Raw genomic sequence first — 15,724 nt, 5'->3', positions numbered from 1 at the left:
GCCCCAGAGGCTTGGATGAATTCAAGGTATGCGCTGCTTGAGCCAAAGTTCGTCCCCCCTTTTCGAAAGTTCCGCCCGCCTTTAGGCTAAGGCATTAGTCCAGCTTATAGTTGGCCAGATACTCTGCAATGCCATCAATCTCAGCATCACTCAGGCCCAGATCTTTGGGGTTAGGCATCAGATTGCCTGGTTTTACGGATTGCGGGTCGTGCAGCCAGGTTTTGAGATTCTCTTCAATCGGCGCACCATCTTCCCTCGTGTCGTCGTTGAGAAGAATTCCAGCAATCGATTCCCGAGAACCAATTCCGGTCAAGTTCGGCGCATTATTAATCCCTTGATCACCTACAGCGTGGCAAGTCAGACATGCCGCTTTGAACTTCTCAGCTAAAGCAGGATCCTCTGGCAGCACAGCTACAGGTGCTTTCATAGAATCAATCCACTTTTGAAACTCTTGTTCACTAACTGATTTCACCTTAAATTCCATCAATCCATGAGAAGGACCACATAGCTCCGCACATTTCCCACGGTAAACGCCTTCATTAGGCGCACTAAAGCTAAAGCGGTTAATCGTTCCAGCTGGGTTAGTATCGATTTTACCGGAAAGAGAAGGGACCCAGAAGGAGTGCAGCACATCTTTAGTTTCCAGTTCAAAGGCGATATCTTTGCCCACCGGAATAATCAGGTCCTGCGCTGTAGTTACCTTATAGTCGGTATACTCAAACTCCCACCAGTATTGGTGGCCGGTTACTTTAACCTTGATCGCATTCTTGTCATTGGAATGATCATCTCCAGCGGCAAACACAGCTTTAACCGTTGGCACGGCCAGTACTACAACAAGGATGAGCGGAATGACTGTCCAGAGAATCTCAAGTTTCATACTGCCCTCAACCTGCTCAGGGATTTCATTCTGACCCGGTCTTCTGCGGAAGCGGATCAGTACATAAGCTGCAATCGTAAAGACAATCAGCAACACCACGATCATAATGCTGATCGACAGCTCCATTAATCCGTAAGATCTGTCTGCTGCAGGTCCCTGTGGTCTGAGTACTGACAAGTCCTCACGACCGCACCCGGCAAGAAAGAGTCCAAACATAGCGGTCATGGGAAGGAGTCGCTTTACAGCCTGCCACGTTTTCATCATTGATCTACCCCGCTTTTCCCGATTTCGTAGATTCCTGTTTTTTTCTGTCAATTATAACAATCACTATTAATATAAGTTTAAGGGAAAGTTTTGTCAATCGTTCACAACTAGTTCACATTGTAATTTTTGACACAATAAACCCTTGTCCCATCTGGATTTTATAGCATTTTATGAAAACGCAAACAAATAAAAAATAATAAAGAAAGCGCATTCAATTTAAAATGTGTCTATTAATTCATTTGACTATTCTATGAGGAAGACTTTTCCTTATTCGTAAATGGACATACAAAAAAAACCGATTCCAGCAACAAAAGTCGCTCGGGCACGGTTTATAAGAATCCTCGTGGATGTTATTACTCAAAATGATGTCTAAAGTTAAGCAAGTGACAAACGTATCTGTTAGCTAGGAGACGGATGAATTCATCCGTACCAACTCGTGTTCCACGACCATGGTCAGTTCTTCTTCATAGCCTCCTGTAATCCGATACTTTCGGACGTACTCCTTTACGAATTTCTTGGGATCTTTGGGCCGGAAAATGCGTGTCATTTCCCGTAGACTTTCCTTGACTTCGTTATGACCTTTACTTGCCATGATCAGTTCCCTCCCAAAACATTGAAAATGAATGCTCCGTTGTAGAGAATGCATGATGAAAAGTACGCCGTAACCTCGAATGCAAGTGAAGTATCCATTACACATACGTGGCTTGCACTATCCGTCAAAACGTGGAATCTAAAGCTAAATCTAGCCTTTGAGACACCGCCTTGCCGGTGAAGCAGGTTCGTCGTGATTTGGGCTGAGAGTAAGGACGCCTGATGAACGATAGCTCCTTGACACTTTTATTACCCGAAGAGCCACTTACTGAATCACTCCTTTCGGGCCTTATCGTTATATTGTATCATATTCCGGATTAACTTCCACCTTTCCTTGTAAAATGTACTATTTGGAAAATATTATTTTTTACAGCTGTCTTCGTAAGTCAGATGTCTCCAAACTGGTTAAAATACAATAACCTATACAGCAAGCGAAATTGTATTTATCAACAAATGAGAAGGAGATCTTTATGGCCCAGCCTGCAATTCCCCTAATGACTACCGCAACGCCAGAAGACACCGATACACGCCGGGAGGGTCTTGAACAAGCCCATCAAGCTATCCTAAAAGAATACCCCAAGATGCATAGCATGCTTATTGTGCGTCATGGAAAACTTATCTTCGAACGTTATTATAACGACCATCATGCTGGAGCATTAAATGATCTCCGTTCTGCCACCAAAAGTTTTGTCAGTGTCCTTACGGGAATCGCTATCGGCCGTGGAGAGATGCCTGATCTCCATATTTCTGTGTCCGAGGTCCTTCGCAAGCATATTCCATACCTTCACTCCCCACATCTCTCAAAAATCACACTCCGTCATCTTCTTACCATGACTTCCGGTTTTAGCTGGATCACAGGGAAGAAGCTTGGTGAACCGCTTGTTCGGAACCTCCATCGCAGCCGCCGCTGGGGTTCCTTTGGCCTTAGCTTGAACATTATTCCAGAACAAATCGGCCAGTTCCAATATCGAAGCATCGACTCACATCTAATCTCGATAATGATTAGTGAATCTACAGGTCTTGATGCATTTTCCTATGCAGCACAGCATTTATTCACTCCACTCCGAATGGCTAATACCGCTTGGTTACCTAGCCCCGAAGGACATAGCATGGGTCATATCGGTTTGCACCTAACGTCTCGGGATATGGCTAAATTCGGAATCTGCCTGCTGAATAATGGAGTGTTTGCAGAGCAGCAAATCATCCCAGAACATTGGTTGCAGGATGCACTTACCGCTCAAGCTAAGGGATATCCAGCGTTTGGTGATTACGGATATCAGTTTTGGATCGGTACGATGAGCGGGCAGCCCTACAAGCTCGCCCACGGGCATGGCGGGCAGCAGATTCTGCTCTTCCCCAATCTGGATGCTGTAGTGGTCTTTACAGCAGAGAGCAAGACAAACAACTGGAAGAACCCTCGCAGGCTGCTTGAAAAGTATGTTCTCCCTTCAATGAGCTAAACATACTTTTTCCTGACAAGTCATAGGCTTGTAAGGAAGAAGGATTCGAACAATCAAGCCCCTTCTTCTCCAAGCAGAAGGAGAGTGAGCCCATTGTCCCCTTTTAAATCATCCACCGGATTGCCCGATAATATAGCGGGCGCGTTGTGTTACTTTTTCCCTTTTCTCGGCGGCGTCGTCTTTCTCGCATTGGAGAAACGCAGCCGCTTTGTGCTGTTCCATTCGCTGCAATCACTGATTACCTTCGGGGTGCTGATGATCCTCCACGTTCTAACCGGATTGGTCCCATTCCTCGGTCCCTTGATGAGTGCCCTCGTCTCTCTTTGCAGCTTTGGGGTGTGGCTGTTAATGATCTACCATGCCTTAAGTGGCAGGTGGTATAAACTCCCTTGGGCAGGTGATATCGCAGAAAGTCAGATTCGCCATCTGTAATCCCCCAAAAAGCGGCCCCTCTGATCGCTGAAAAGTATTCCCTTTTGCCCATCCACTCCTTACAATGTAGAAAGGGCATCAATGGAATTCTACAGGCTGGAGGAAATCATATGTATCTATTTATCATAAACCCGCGTTCCGGCGGGGGAGCAGGCGGCCGGACCTGGCATACTGTAGAGGCGCTCATGAAGGAGCGTTCGCTGCCTTTCATGTCCTTGTTTACGCACAGCGTAGAGGGTGCAGAAGCCCTTGTTTTAAATACACTAAAGCATCGCGAGGATTGGAAAGCCGTGATTGTAATCGGTGGTGACGGCACGCTCCATAGCATTTTGGGTGCACTTTGCGGCAAAGATATCCCCATGGGCGTAATCCCTGCCGGCTCCGGCAACGACACCGCCCGGGGGTTTGGCATTCCACTTTCCATAGAAGCCGCGCTGGAGGCCGCCCTTAGCGAGCGGTATATCGAAGCAGACCTGCTTTCAGGAGCAAACGGACTGACCGTAACAGCCGTTGCCAATGGCTTTGATGCTCAAGTGGCCGAGAATGTGAATGCCAGCCGATACAAAAGGCTGTGCAATGCCATTGGAGCAGGCCAGCTCGCGTATATCATCGGCATATTGCATACGCTGATGACATTCAAGCCCTGCCGGGTAAGCGTAGTCTGCGACGGTACGGAGCACGCCTTCGAGAAGGCATGGCTGGTCTCGATCTGCAACCTGCCCAGCTACGGCGGCGGGCTTTTGATCTGCCCGCAGGCAAAGGCCGATGACGGCCAGCTTGACGTCTGCGTCGTGCATGGGTGCAGCCGCGGGCAGCTGCTGCGGTTGTTCCCCACGGTACTGAAGGGCAAGCATGTGGCGTTGCCCTTCGTGTCTATGCTGCGCGGACGTAGCGTAGCTGTGGGCTTTGCCGAGGCCCGGCCTGCGATCGGCGACGGCGAGAGCCTCGGCAAAGGGCCGCTGGCCGTTCGCTGCGAGCCGGGGGCGCTGCGGGTGCTATCGCCGCTGGCGGCGGACAGCGTACAGCTGCCCGTCGACACTGCAGCGGCATGCGGCAGCAACGGGTAACCTGACCCGTGCATACCATACACACAAAAAACAGCAAGCGACTGGTTCATTACCAAGTCGCTTGCTGTTTTGTATATCCTATAGCTTTTGTTTGAGAATGCATTCCAAAAGCCTCAAACAAGAGGCTCTTCCTCGTCTTCCACGAAAGTGACTCTTCCGTCCTCCAGTGAAGCAATACGCACAAGTGACTCTACGCGATATCCCGCTTCCTGCAGCAGCCGATTCCCTGGCTGGAACGCTTTTTCGATCACAATACCAATTCCAACCACACTTCCCTCCGCCTGCTCAACAATACGGGCAAGTCCGAAGGCGGCTTCACCATTCGCCAAGAAATCATCAACAATCAGCACCCGTTCTCCGGGAGCAATGAATTTCTTCGAAACGGTAATTTCATTCGTTTCTTTCTTCGTGAAGGAGTAGACCTTCTCCACGTAAATGTCTTCTGTCAGCGTCAGCGATTTCTGCTTACGGGCAAAAATCAGCGGAACCTCCAGCTCTAATGCTGTCATAATCCCCGGAGCAATCCCCGAGGATTCTATAGTCAGCACCTTCGTAATTTCTTCGCCAGCGAACCGGCGGATAAACTCACGGCCAACCTCACGCATCAGGAAGGGGTCCATCTGATGATTCAGAAAAGAATCCACCTTGAGCACTCCTTGCCCGAGTACAATACCTTCTTTCAACACTTTTTGTCTCAACAGCTCCATAGTGCTCCTCCTTCTCCCATCATTGAATCCATTCTCCCCACATTACAGACCTGTCGGCTTCTGAGGCAATAAATTTCCAACGATCGATTTTAAATTATGATCATCCTTGCTCTTTTCCTGACCGTTATCATAACCCGTAATTCGAATCTCCAAGAAATCTCCCGGATTTACCGGTTTAAAAATCAATTTTTCGCGGTCTTCCAGTCTCACGTTAAAATTCATATCCTTAAACATTTCGACTAATTCTGCTTCTCCAGGAGATGCTCCCTTATCCAGAAACAACAGTCCACGCAATTTTTTAGGACCATCATTGTGCACCACTTCAAAATGAACGATACATTCCATGCTTCTCACCTCCCTATGATAATAACTACTGCGCCTGTTCTTCCCCATCATCGCCTTGATCATACATAACATATTTGCTATGAATTTTGCTGTAACGTTCTCCATAACGCTCTACTAATTCTGCGCCCATATCCTGCTCCAGCTCGAACAAGACCATTTCCTGTGTGAAATGATTCAACAGCAGCTCCACTAACACCGGGTGCTCTGTTACCACTGCTTGCGCCGATCCATCATCATAACGCATCCCCAGCATACACCAGCTCCGGTCAATCACAAATGAGAACTTCCGTCCATCCGCCCGCTGCGAATCTTTTCCGAATGACGGCCATACCGGGTAAGAGGCAGCAGCAGCATTGCCACCGTCAAAAGCCCATAAAAGCCTAACGCCACGCAGTTCGGCCTGTTCAAGTTCGCTCCGCAGAAGCGACGCTTCCTCGCGCCACATATCCACTACAATTTCCTGCTCTGCCATGTTAAGCTGGCGAATCAGCGCCCCCATTACATTGCGGTCGCCCTCTACATTATAAAAAGAAGGACTAACAGGCCCTCCGCGAGGCATCTCACTTTCCATATAAGCCAGCGAAGCTTGAACTCTTCCCGAGATCATCGTCGCCAGCTCCTCCGGATTAAGAACACTATACCGCGCAGGCTCTCCTTCACCACATCGTACATATCCCTGCTGTGTTAGGCGCTGAAGCGCCGCATACACATTTGATCTTGAAACTCCGAGCTGTTTGGCAACCTCATAGCCAGAAGCCTGACCTTTAGTCGCAAGCTCGACCATGATTTTGGACTCCATCTCCGTGAAGCCCAGATTGCGCAGATGCAGCAGCAGCTGTTCCATCTTGTTGTCCCCCTAAGCCCTAAGCTGACTGATATCTGTACTATATTTGCTCCGATCCACAACGTGGACACCATAAGGAGCCCTTTGGCAATTCATTCCGACAGATTTGACACTTAATCATATCACGAACACCACTGTCCTGGGTGACTGCGGTCTCCTCCTGATGTTCATTCGCGTTCCAATCGCGGATGCGACGATCCAGCTCAAGCTGTCTTTGTCTTTCCCGTTCCAGCTGATCAGCATGTCTGCGATCCCGTTCAATGTCATGTTCGTTCGCCGCATATTCCTCCAATGGCAGCTCATCATCCTCTGAAGGCAGGATCTCAGAATACACCACACTTTGCGGATGGAGCTTCATTGCAATCTCCTTCTCTTCATCCGTTAGCTCATCCGCACCATAGTATTGATCCTCATCCTCTTCGTCCTCATCCACAGTTTTGACGAATACCGGCGGTGACGGAATCTTTCTTGATGTGGTTAGCTCCTCCAGCTTACTTCCACACTTTGGACAAAAATTTGCATCGAGCGCCACAACATTGCCACAAGAACATAACCGTTCATTTTTCAGTTCAGCAATTCTTGCGCGTTGGACTTCAATTTTTTCCTGAAGCTTGGAACAGGTCCGTGCCAGTTCTACCATTTTGCCTTCAGCTACAGACATATCCTTAGAGCGATACCCTTCATAAAAAAGCCTGCCCATTTTCGTGAATTCCACTTCCATCTCACGTTCAATATCGGAAATAAGCCCGTTCAGCTTGCCGATCTCAACAGAGCTTTGTGCTTTTTCGGTAACCCGGCTCGCACTATCTTTGATTCGTTTCATAAAACTCATTACAGTTCCTCCCTCTCCAGCGATACGTGTTTCTATCATACCAAATGTATCGAACAGATTCATTAATGTGCTTTAATACGCGATTTAGCGGAGAATGTTCCTATAAATTCTTATTTTCCCTGATTTCAGACGTTATTTTGCGTCAGGGGTTCTACATCGGTTAAAATAGAATTAATCACAAATAACGAAATTGGGAGAGTTTCAGTGGAAGAACATGACAGCACACAGCTTACGCTAAAACAGATGCAGGTACACGTTAAGGATCTGCAACATTGGCAAGATAACGAGGATTTCACAAATCTTATCAATGAGTTCAAGTCTCTGCCAGCACTCTATCGCCATGCACTAAACGATCTTGAGAATAAAATCGATGTGATCAAAACGGAATGGCAGGTCCGTGACGGCTTCAGTCCCATCGAGCATGTTAAATGCCGAATTAAAGAACCCAAGAGCATCCTTCAAAAGATGGAGCGCAAAGGTTTCGAGTTCAACTTGGAAAATATGGAGCAGCACATTCACGATATTGCAGGTATGCGGATTGTATGTGCTTTTGTTAAAGATATTTACCGTCTGGTTGATCACCTCAGCACACGCGAAGACATTCGCGTATTGGAGATCAAAGATTATATAGCCCATCCCAAGCCGAATGGGTATCAAAGCCTGCATCTTATCGTCGCAATTCCGCTCGTCCTGCTGGAAGGAACACGCTGGGTCAAAGCCGAAATACAGCTGCGAACCCTAGCCATGGACTTCTGGGCAAGTATGGAACATATTCTGTATTATAAATTCGATAAGCAGCTTCCTTCGCATGTTGCGGAAGAATTGAAGGATGCCGCACGCGCCGCCGATGAACTGGATCAAAAAATGCTGCGCCTACGCCGCGAGATTCTGGAACTTGCAGAAGGGGAATCCCCTGCCGGCGGGCAGGTTTAAGCTTTCATATTTCTACATTTCTCAAAAATTAAGGGGATGTCTCATAAGCCATGACAATGGCTGCTGGGACACCCCCTTCTTTTTAATCGATTAGGCCGTTTGATCGTTACCATTTGCCGCCGAAGCAAGGTGCTATCGGACACAGCCTATCTTATTCGCAAAATAATCCTCCATTTTGCATACTAACGGACCCCAAAGTCGCTAACGGCATAAAAAACTCCGGATCTGCGCCCTCCTATATAGGATAGCTGCACTGGAGTCCGAAAACATACTGGATAGGCGATAAATGTGTGAATAACGCCTCCTGAGTCCCTAAACCTCAACCAACGGCTAATCATGACCCGGCGTTCCGCTGTATTCAGCCTCAAGGCTTACTAACCAAAGGCTTCCATGTAACGCCGCCATCTGTAGTGGTCTTTAGAAATCCTGGACCCGCCAACCAACCGTTTTTCGGCGTAACGAACTGAATGTTTTCTGCCTTCGCGAATAGCTGTGATGTCGCAATCAACCTCCAGCTTACACCCCCGTTGACAGTCGCCACCAGTTTGCCGCCCTCCTGCAAAGCCCAACCTTCACGAGCGTTCAGCCATGTTGTTCTCGCTGCCTCAGTACCGAGCAATTGAGGGCCAAGCTTCCATGTCCTGCCTCCGTTATCACTTGTGTAAAACACCATACTTCGAATCCCATCGTCAACGATCTCCAGCGGCAGGATGCCTTTCATATTGTCTTTGCCTGAGAATTTAGGCGGATAACTATTACTGTAAGTAAAGGCTGCCAGAGCAGCTGGCTTCTTTAATTGCTCCGGCTTCCAGCTCTTCCCGCCATCCGTAGTTCTGAATGTTAAAATGTATTCTTGCCCATGGTTGCTGGAGGTGATCCAGCCATTCTGGGAATCCTGAAAGGTTATCCCTGTTGGATAGGCTTTAATACTCTCCGTTAGATTTCCGATTCGCTTCCAGCTGTTCCCGCCATCAGCCGTGCGATACAAGGATTTCTCCATCATCCCGAGACCAGGTTCTGAATCCAGCAGCACATACCCGTTATTCACATCGATAAAATGAATAAAACCGCCACTGTATCCTTGCTCCCAATCCTCCGTGACGGGAAGTTTTGTCTCCTTCCAGGTCTGGCCCAGATCAGAGGTATGATAGATCAGGACAGGTTGCCCTATACCATGACTACTTATAATCCAGCCATTTGTGGCATTCAGGAAAAAGCTTGCTGCGGCAAAGATGCCTGTTTCTTGTGGAATAGGAACAATATTGCTGTCCGGATGGTACCAACTACTTCCTCCATCGTTCGTAGTCCATAATCCAGTCTTATCTATTCCCCACCCATGCTTTATGTCATTCATGCTAAATTTAGCAGGATACCCCTGCAAAGAATTCATATCCGTCTTCAGCTCAGCGGTATTTATCCCCATACTCGAATCTAAACCAAGATTATCATTTACCATGTAGGATTGCAGAAATAACCCAGCAATGATTATCGGGGCAAAAACGGCATATAGTCTCAAATGAAACCCTCCTTTTTCCATTTCCTTCTATTCTATAATCATAGACAGAGTTTAATAGTAAAAGGTTACAGAAGCTTTACACAAAGAAGAAGCCGCCTCCTCAGATAGGAAGCGGCTTCTCTAAACTCCACTGCTGTTTAACTACGCCTTACTTGCACGACGGGCAGCAGCTTCTGCTACTCGATTCATAATCAAAGTTAGGCCTTCTAGAGCCTTAGGTGTCTGAGGCAGCAAAGCTCCCCAGTCTTCCGTTACCGCTGCTACTACCGGCGATGAGGGAAATGGCCTAGCCGTAATCTCATGGAACTGCGGTCCCGGCTGGTGAAGCGAACCTTCAGCAGCCGCTTCTGCAAGCCATTCCCCAGAAGAAATTGCGGGGCCCTTGCGCTCTAGCCGTGCTAATTCTGTTGCAAGCTCACTAGCTGGGGCTGCCTCTGTCTCAGAATCATCGGCAGCTATATCAGTTTCAGCCCAAAGGGCAAATATTCCATCCAGGAGTTCTCCCTTAGTAAATCCTCTCAGAGAAAGCGCCAGCAGCGGCTCTTCAGCAAGTCGTTCTTTTATAAGCTGTAGAGTCTCCGCCTGGTTCTCTAACCCTTCCCCCTCAAAGAGGGCTTGCTCCAGCTCAGTATCTGTAGGCAGAAGCTCCAGTTCCGCCAGCCCACCCGTCAATCTCCCTTGCAGCAAAGCAAATACCTCATCCGGACTTAGCGCCAGACGCCGCAATATTTCTTTTCTACGGGCAGCATGCCAGACTGGAACCTTCAGAGAGAGAGGTTGCTCCGTTCTTTGTCCCTGAGGAACAGCAGAAGTACCGACATTCCATTCACCTTTTGCCCGCGACCCTCCCGTCACTTTCCCGGGCGAAGCCGTCCATGCTGCTTTTACTAATCCAGGCACAACTTCCAGCCGCATCTCTAACAGTTCACTCATTGTTCGATCCCTCCGTATTGCTCATGTCTTTCTTTACATCCAATCCTGATCCTGCAGTTCAATAAGCTCCTTCAGTTCATGATTAGACATCTCGGTCAACCATGTTTCACCAGAACCAACAACCTGCTCCGAAAGGCTTTTCTTCCGCTCAATTAATTCGTCAATACGTTCCTCCAGCGTTCCTTGGCAAATCAGCTTATGAACTTGTACGTTCTTATCCTGCCCAATTCGGAAAGCCCGGTCTGTCGCCTGATTCTCCACTGCCGGATTCCACCAGCGATCGTAATGAATAACATGATTGGCCCGGGTTAGGTTCAATCCTACTCCGCCCGCTTTAAGAGATAACACGAAGAAGGCTGGCCCCTTGCCCTCTTGAAAATCATGCACCATCTCGTCCCGCTCCCGTTTTGGAATCCCCCCATGAAGGAACAGCGGCGATGTACCATAACGCTTAGTAAGCTTGCTCACCAGCAGCTCACCCATCGCTACGTATTGCGTAAAGATCAACACAGATTCGCCAACTTCAGCGACACTGTCCAGCACCTCGAACATAACCTCCATTTTACCGGAATGTTCATTGCGTGGACTCCGTCCTTCTTCTTTCCGGAATAGCTGAGGATGATCGCAAATCTGCTTCAGCTTCGTCAGAGAGGATAACACCAGTCCACGGCGGGCCATACCACTGCTCTCCCCGATCACACCGAGCATTTCATCCACGACACCCTGATACAGGGCAGCTTGGGTCTCGGTCAGCGGGCAATAAGACTTCAGCTCCAGCTTCTCCGGTAAATCCTTAGAAATATCCGGGTCACTCTTCAGACGCCGCAACAGGAAGGGGGATACCAAGCGATGCAGCTCCCGCAGACGTTCCCCACCTTCACCAGACACATAACGCTGCCGGAAGGAATGATAGGTTCCTAAATAGCCCGGGTTTAAAAAGTGGAAAATAGACCATAACTCGCCAAGTCTGTTCTCTACCGGAGTACCTGTCATAGCTATGCGATGCGGCGCTGATAACTTCATCACACTCTGCGCCTGCTTCGTACGGTGATTTTTAATATATTGAGCTTCATCCAGCACCACTGTTGACCACTGGACATTGGCTAAATCCTCACTGTCACGGCCTGCCAAATGATAGGTCGTCAGTACGATATCATGACTGGTTGCCAGTTCTAAGAAGCTATCTCCCCGAACACGGCGTCCACCATGATGTATGTGTACATTAAGCGAAGGTGCAAAGCGCTGCAGCTCCCGCTGCCAGTTGCCAAGAAGCGATGTTGGGCAGAGAATCAGTACAGGCTCCTGCTTCTCTTCAGGGGGAGCACTTAACGCCCGGTCCAGCAGGCAGGTGATAACCTGCACCGTTTTACCTAGACCCATATCATCGGCGAGGCATACCCCAAAACCCAGACCACTGAGCTCGGCCAGCCACTGATAACCCCGCTCCTGATAAGGTCTTAAAGTTCCATGCAGACCCTCAGGTACAGGACGCACCGGAAGATTACGTAATACATCTCCGCGCATAAGTGATGCCAACAGCCCGGATGTCTCCATCCCAGTGACGGACATTCCTTTCCAGAGCCGATCTTCACCATCCTCGGCTTCTAGACGCATCCAATCCGCGGCAGTCATTTCTCCGTTTTCATGGCGTTTCATATATCTAAGAACCTGGCGGATTTCTTTAGGATCTATCTCGATCCATTCCCCGCGGAAACGTACAAAAGGTACACCGGCCTCTACTAATGCATTTAATTCTTCCTCACTAATCGTACTATCTCCAAGCGAGGCCTCAATACGGAACGAGATCAGCTCTTCCATACCCAGAGCTGCGGGCGCAGGGCTATCGCCCCCGTTCACGCCCGGCTGCATTTTCATCTTCATGCCAATGCGGCGGCGTCCCTCACGGCTCCAGCGCGAAGGCATCTGCACCGTTATTCCCCGATCGCGCAGCTGCTGCACCGTCTCCTTCAAAAAGAAATAAAGACGCTCCGGTTCCAAATCCGCCCCCGTGGGCGCAGGCTTAGCAAGAGCGCGCTGAATATCCGGCGATATCTTCGCAGCCCGGCCCAGCGCTATAAGCAGCTGCTGCTGGATATTGCGATAGCGTTTACCCCATAACGTAAACTCTCGTTCTTTACTACTCCAGATCGATTTGGCGGGAAACCAGAATTCCCCTTCTTCCTTATTCTCCGCCCAGAAGGTTAACCGCCAGACTTCATTATTGTTTTCATTGTCTTCTGGCGGCTCCAGCCGTAGCCCAAGACCCAGCTGCCCGCTCCGTGCTTCCTCTGGCTCTGAATGTGGTACATCGCTGCCAGCGGTCTCGTTCACAGTGACCAAAAGGTCTGTCACCTCTGCTGGAGTTCCTTGCACGGGTATATCTCGGCTTCCAGTGAGAAGGCTATTCCACCACAGTTCAGTTAAAGGGGAATAACCCCGGCGATAATTCGCTTTATAAGGGATTAACTCACTTTCAATGCCCGCAATTACTTTTTTTATCTCAGCAGTCATTACAGCCTGCATAAAGGAGTAAAGCACATATGCTCCAGCCTCATCACGAGAGGATAAATCCCCTGCCTCTGCGATATGCGTTCCTAGTGCAAGAACAGGCATGGATGCTGCCAGCTGCAGAAAGATCTCTTTGTCCTCCTGCTTTCGGAAAGCTGGCGACCAGCAGACCGTCGCCGCCTGTTCGCCGCCGCGGCGACGTGAGCCCACAGGGCGTGGTGGCAAGGCCCCCGGCGTAATCCCGCCCGTACCCATCAGCTCCAGCGCAAAACGTGCCGCTGCTGCCCAGTAACGCAGTTCGCCGCCTGGCTCCACTCCCTGATCTCGGCATAACGTCTCATCCCATGCCAGAAGCAGTTGAAATGCATCGCTAGGAACCAAGGCGAGCCCTTCGAACGTTCGTCCGGGCAATCCGCGCCGGGCTGGCTTCCCCTCTACAGGGGGAGCCGGATATTTCACTTCTGCCAGACGCAGAGCAGCAGTTGCAAAAGGACGCACTCCTCCCTGTAGCTCCATCCGCTTCACTACGCGAGTCCAAGCGTCAACCTTCGGCTCCGAAGTTTCGCCAGAGAAGCAAAATAAAACGTCCCCTAACCATATTGCATACAGATGCTTAGTCATCGGTGATCTCCTGTCTTTTAAGCAAGCAAAAAAAGAACCAGCCCCCTACCATCAGGAAGGGTAACTGCAACCTTTTCCGCGAGAAATAAATTTTGAAGCTATACAAGTAGAAGCCGCTTCTTCCTCTTTTAGAGAGGCGATGCGCTCCTGCGGTAAATATAAGGATAAAGAACTAGGACAAAACTTATATTTTCTTGAATCTTCATCTCTTCATCTTATACGAAAAAGCGCTGATTTAAAAACATTTCTGCATATTTTCTGTAGATTTTTATGAAATAAAGTTGAAGGATATAGAAACACCCAGTAATTTGATTCATTTAAAATACCCCGCACTACTGCCCTGCTATCCAAGAATGTTATGACTCACTAGTCACTTCTTTTCTTTTTATAGTCTTAATTAGGCCAAAAAGGGGTATATTCTAAATAAGCAACACTCTATTAAAAAAGCTAGGGAGTGAATTATTTGAGACGTTATAATCCTTATAAATGGTGGAACCTCGTATTCTTTGTGGGTGTAATTATCGTAAATGTGCTGGCGGTAACCTTGCCTTTGGGCGGAAACAGTACAGGAGAAATCTCTGACAAATATAAGACTTACATGACTCCTGCTGGCTACGCGTTCTCCATTTGGTCGCTGATCTACCTCTTGTTAGCCGGTTTCGTTATTTATCAATTCCGCTCCTATACAAGTTCTAGGGATTCTGTACGAGCTATTTCGTTCTGGTTTATCCTGAGCTGTGTTTTTAATATGAGCTGGCTTTTCCTCTGGCAGTATCTATACATCGAGCTTTCTTTGATTGCCATGGTGTTAATGTTAATTTCCATCATTGTTATCTATCGCCGAACGCGCCAGATCGCAAATCCTACTTCAGGTGAGAAATGGCTGATCAAGCTACCCTTTAGTATATACCTTGGCTGGATCTCTGTGGCGACTATCGTGAATGTTAGCGTTGTTCTGGAGAAAAATCATTGGGATGGGTTTGGACTTAGCGGGATAACCTGGGCCGTGATCATGCTCTGCGTGGGGACACTGCTTGCGGTGTTAGTCAGCTACCCTAACCGAGACAGCATCTATCCTCTGGTCTTCGTATGGGCTTTCATCGCGATCGCCTTGGAACATAGAGAAGCTAATGCAGTCTTTGTAACGGGCACAGTAACGGCAGGTCTTCTGCTGCTCTACAGCATTTGGCTATTGCTCACACCACGCCGCAGAAGATACAGCAGATACTGATTGTCCTCTTGATAATATAAAAAGGCAGGCTAAGAAGGTGATCCTCCTTAACCCGCCTTTTTTTGTAGAATAATCTAGAAGTGCGAAATCATATTTATTTCTTACGTGCTACCGCTTCGATCTCAACAAGTCCGTCTTTGGGCAGCCGAGCAACCTCAATGGCACTGCGGGCAGGATAAGGTTCTTTAAAGAAAGTGCTGTAAACCTCGTTAACTGCTGCAAAATCATTCATATCTTTTAGGAATACGGTGGTCTTCACTACATGATCCAGTGATGCACCAGCTTCCTCAAGAATAGCTTGTACATTGCTAAGTGCTTGACGAGCTTGTTCCTGAACGCCTTCAGCCAAATTCCCTGTCTCGGGATTAAGGCCCAGTTGTCCTGAAGTGTATACCCAACTACCGGTGGTAATGGCTTGACTATAAGGACCAATGGCTCCTGGTGCTTTTGTAGTAGCTACTTGTTTTTTACTCATCTTGTTACCCCTCTCCATTAAACGCTGATCATTTATTGTCCATTGTAAGTCCTGTTCTCACCGTAATGCAAATTTATTAGCAGCCCGA

General features: G+C 48.4%; 15 protein-coding genes. 5 read left to right on the top strand and 10 right to left on the bottom strand.

Translation table 11 applies throughout. From position 1 onward, the window contains the following. Positions 1 to 94: 94 nt before the first annotated feature. Positions 95 to 1,141: a cytochrome c oxidase subunit II gene (gene coxB, locus NSQ55_RS02650; protein ID WP_076124488.1), complete on the bottom strand. Its 1,047-nt coding sequence runs from the start codon at positions 1,139 to 1,141 to the stop codon at positions 95 to 97. Positions 1,142 to 1,544: 403 nt separating this feature from the next. Next, positions 1,545 to 1,733 carry a hypothetical protein gene (locus tag NSQ55_RS02645; protein ID WP_019913840.1) on the bottom strand — a complete coding sequence of 63 codons (189 nt, stop codon included), beginning with the start codon at positions 1,731 to 1,733 and terminating at the stop codon, positions 1,545 to 1,547. Positions 1,734 to 2,202: 469 nt separating this feature from the next. On the opposite strand from NSQ55_RS02645, the gene NSQ55_RS02640 reads away from it, so the two are divergent. The 3 genes from NSQ55_RS02640 to NSQ55_RS02630 all read left to right on the top strand — a co-directional run bounded on the left by NSQ55_RS02640 (position 2,203) and on the right by NSQ55_RS02630 (position 4,691). After that, a complete protein-coding gene (locus NSQ55_RS02640) occupies positions 2,203 to 3,192 on the top strand; it encodes a serine hydrolase (RefSeq protein ID WP_339171003.1) in 990 nt (329 codons plus the stop codon). A 93-nt stretch (positions 3,193 to 3,285) separates the two neighbouring features. Continuing rightward, entirely contained in the window at positions 3,286 to 3,624 is a 339-nt protein-coding gene (locus tag NSQ55_RS02635; RefSeq protein ID WP_036682511.1) for a membrane protein, read from the top strand. Positions 3,625 to 3,734: 110 nt separating this feature from the next. After that, complete coding sequence (locus tag NSQ55_RS02630; protein ID WP_052096739.1) at positions 3,735 to 4,691, top strand: diacylglycerol kinase family protein; 957 nt, start codon at positions 3,735 to 3,737, stop codon at positions 4,689 to 4,691. A gap of 113 nt (positions 4,692 to 4,804) precedes the next feature. On the opposite strand, the gene NSQ55_RS02625 is transcribed toward NSQ55_RS02630, so the two are convergent. Genes NSQ55_RS02625 through NSQ55_RS02610 form a run of 4 tightly spaced genes read right to left on the bottom strand, consistent with a single transcriptional unit; the run spans position 4,805 to position 7,419 of the window. Beyond that, positions 4,805 to 5,398, bottom strand: a complete 594-nt coding sequence (locus NSQ55_RS02625; protein WP_339171000.1) for a xanthine phosphoribosyltransferase — start codon at positions 5,396 to 5,398, stop codon at positions 4,805 to 4,807. 42 nt (positions 5,399 to 5,440) lie between these two features. Continuing rightward, positions 5,441 to 5,743, bottom strand: coding sequence for a hypothetical protein (locus NSQ55_RS02620; protein WP_038568522.1), 303 nt, complete (start codon positions 5,741 to 5,743; stop codon positions 5,441 to 5,443). A gap of 25 nt (positions 5,744 to 5,768) precedes the next feature. Continuing rightward, positions 5,769 to 6,587: a TrmB family transcriptional regulator gene (locus tag NSQ55_RS02615; protein WP_036682516.1), complete on the bottom strand. Its 819-nt coding sequence runs from the start codon at positions 6,585 to 6,587 to the stop codon at positions 5,769 to 5,771. Positions 6,588 to 6,627: 40 nt separating this feature from the next. Then, on the bottom strand, positions 6,628 to 7,419 hold the full coding sequence (locus NSQ55_RS02610) for a zinc ribbon domain-containing protein (RefSeq protein ID WP_076124493.1): 792 nt from the start codon (positions 7,417 to 7,419) through the stop codon (positions 6,628 to 6,630). Between the two features lie 204 nt (positions 7,420 to 7,623). Between NSQ55_RS02610 and NSQ55_RS02605 the strand changes: the two genes are divergently transcribed. After that, positions 7,624 to 8,352 (top strand): GTP pyrophosphokinase family protein, encoded by a 729-nt coding sequence (locus NSQ55_RS02605; RefSeq protein WP_076218890.1) that lies wholly within the window; start codon positions 7,624 to 7,626, stop codon positions 8,350 to 8,352. Between the two features lie 364 nt (positions 8,353 to 8,716). Here the strand turns inward: NSQ55_RS02605 and NSQ55_RS02600 are convergent, their stop codons facing one another. The 3 genes from NSQ55_RS02600 to NSQ55_RS02590 form a co-directional block, all read right to left on the bottom strand. Beyond that, a complete protein-coding gene (locus tag NSQ55_RS02600; protein ID WP_339170998.1) occupies positions 8,717 to 9,868 on the bottom strand; it encodes a YCF48-related protein in 1,152 nt (383 codons plus the stop codon). 141 nt (positions 9,869 to 10,009) lie between these two features. Then, the gene (locus NSQ55_RS02595; protein ID WP_076124497.1) at positions 10,010 to 10,801 is read right to left on the bottom strand and encodes a hypothetical protein; all 792 of its coding nucleotides are present in this window, start codon (positions 10,799 to 10,801) and stop codon (positions 10,010 to 10,012) included. Positions 10,802 to 10,834: 33 nt separating this feature from the next. Then, positions 10,835 to 13,930, bottom strand: a complete 3,096-nt coding sequence (locus NSQ55_RS02590; RefSeq protein ID WP_076124498.1) for a DEAD/DEAH box helicase — start codon at positions 13,928 to 13,930, stop codon at positions 10,835 to 10,837. 463 nt (positions 13,931 to 14,393) lie between these two features. On the opposite strand from NSQ55_RS02590, the gene NSQ55_RS02585 reads away from it, so the two are divergent. After that, the gene (locus tag NSQ55_RS02585) at positions 14,394 to 15,161 is read left to right on the top strand and encodes a TspO/MBR family protein (RefSeq protein ID WP_076124500.1); all 768 of its coding nucleotides are present in this window, start codon (positions 14,394 to 14,396) and stop codon (positions 15,159 to 15,161) included. Positions 15,162 to 15,255: 94 nt separating this feature from the next. Here the strand turns inward: NSQ55_RS02585 and NSQ55_RS02580 are convergent, their stop codons facing one another. Further along, positions 15,256 to 15,636, bottom strand: a complete 381-nt coding sequence (locus tag NSQ55_RS02580) for a RidA family protein (protein WP_036682524.1) — start codon at positions 15,634 to 15,636, stop codon at positions 15,256 to 15,258. Positions 15,637 to 15,724 lie beyond the last annotated feature (88 nt).

Origin of the sequence: Paenibacillus sp. FSL H7-0943, assembly GCF_037963265.1 — a bacterium.
GTDB classification, from domain to species: Bacteria; Bacillota; Bacilli; order Paenibacillales; family Paenibacillaceae; genus Paenibacillus_AQ; species Paenibacillus_AQ odorifer.
This window is presented reverse-complemented; position numbering and strand designations above follow the sequence as displayed.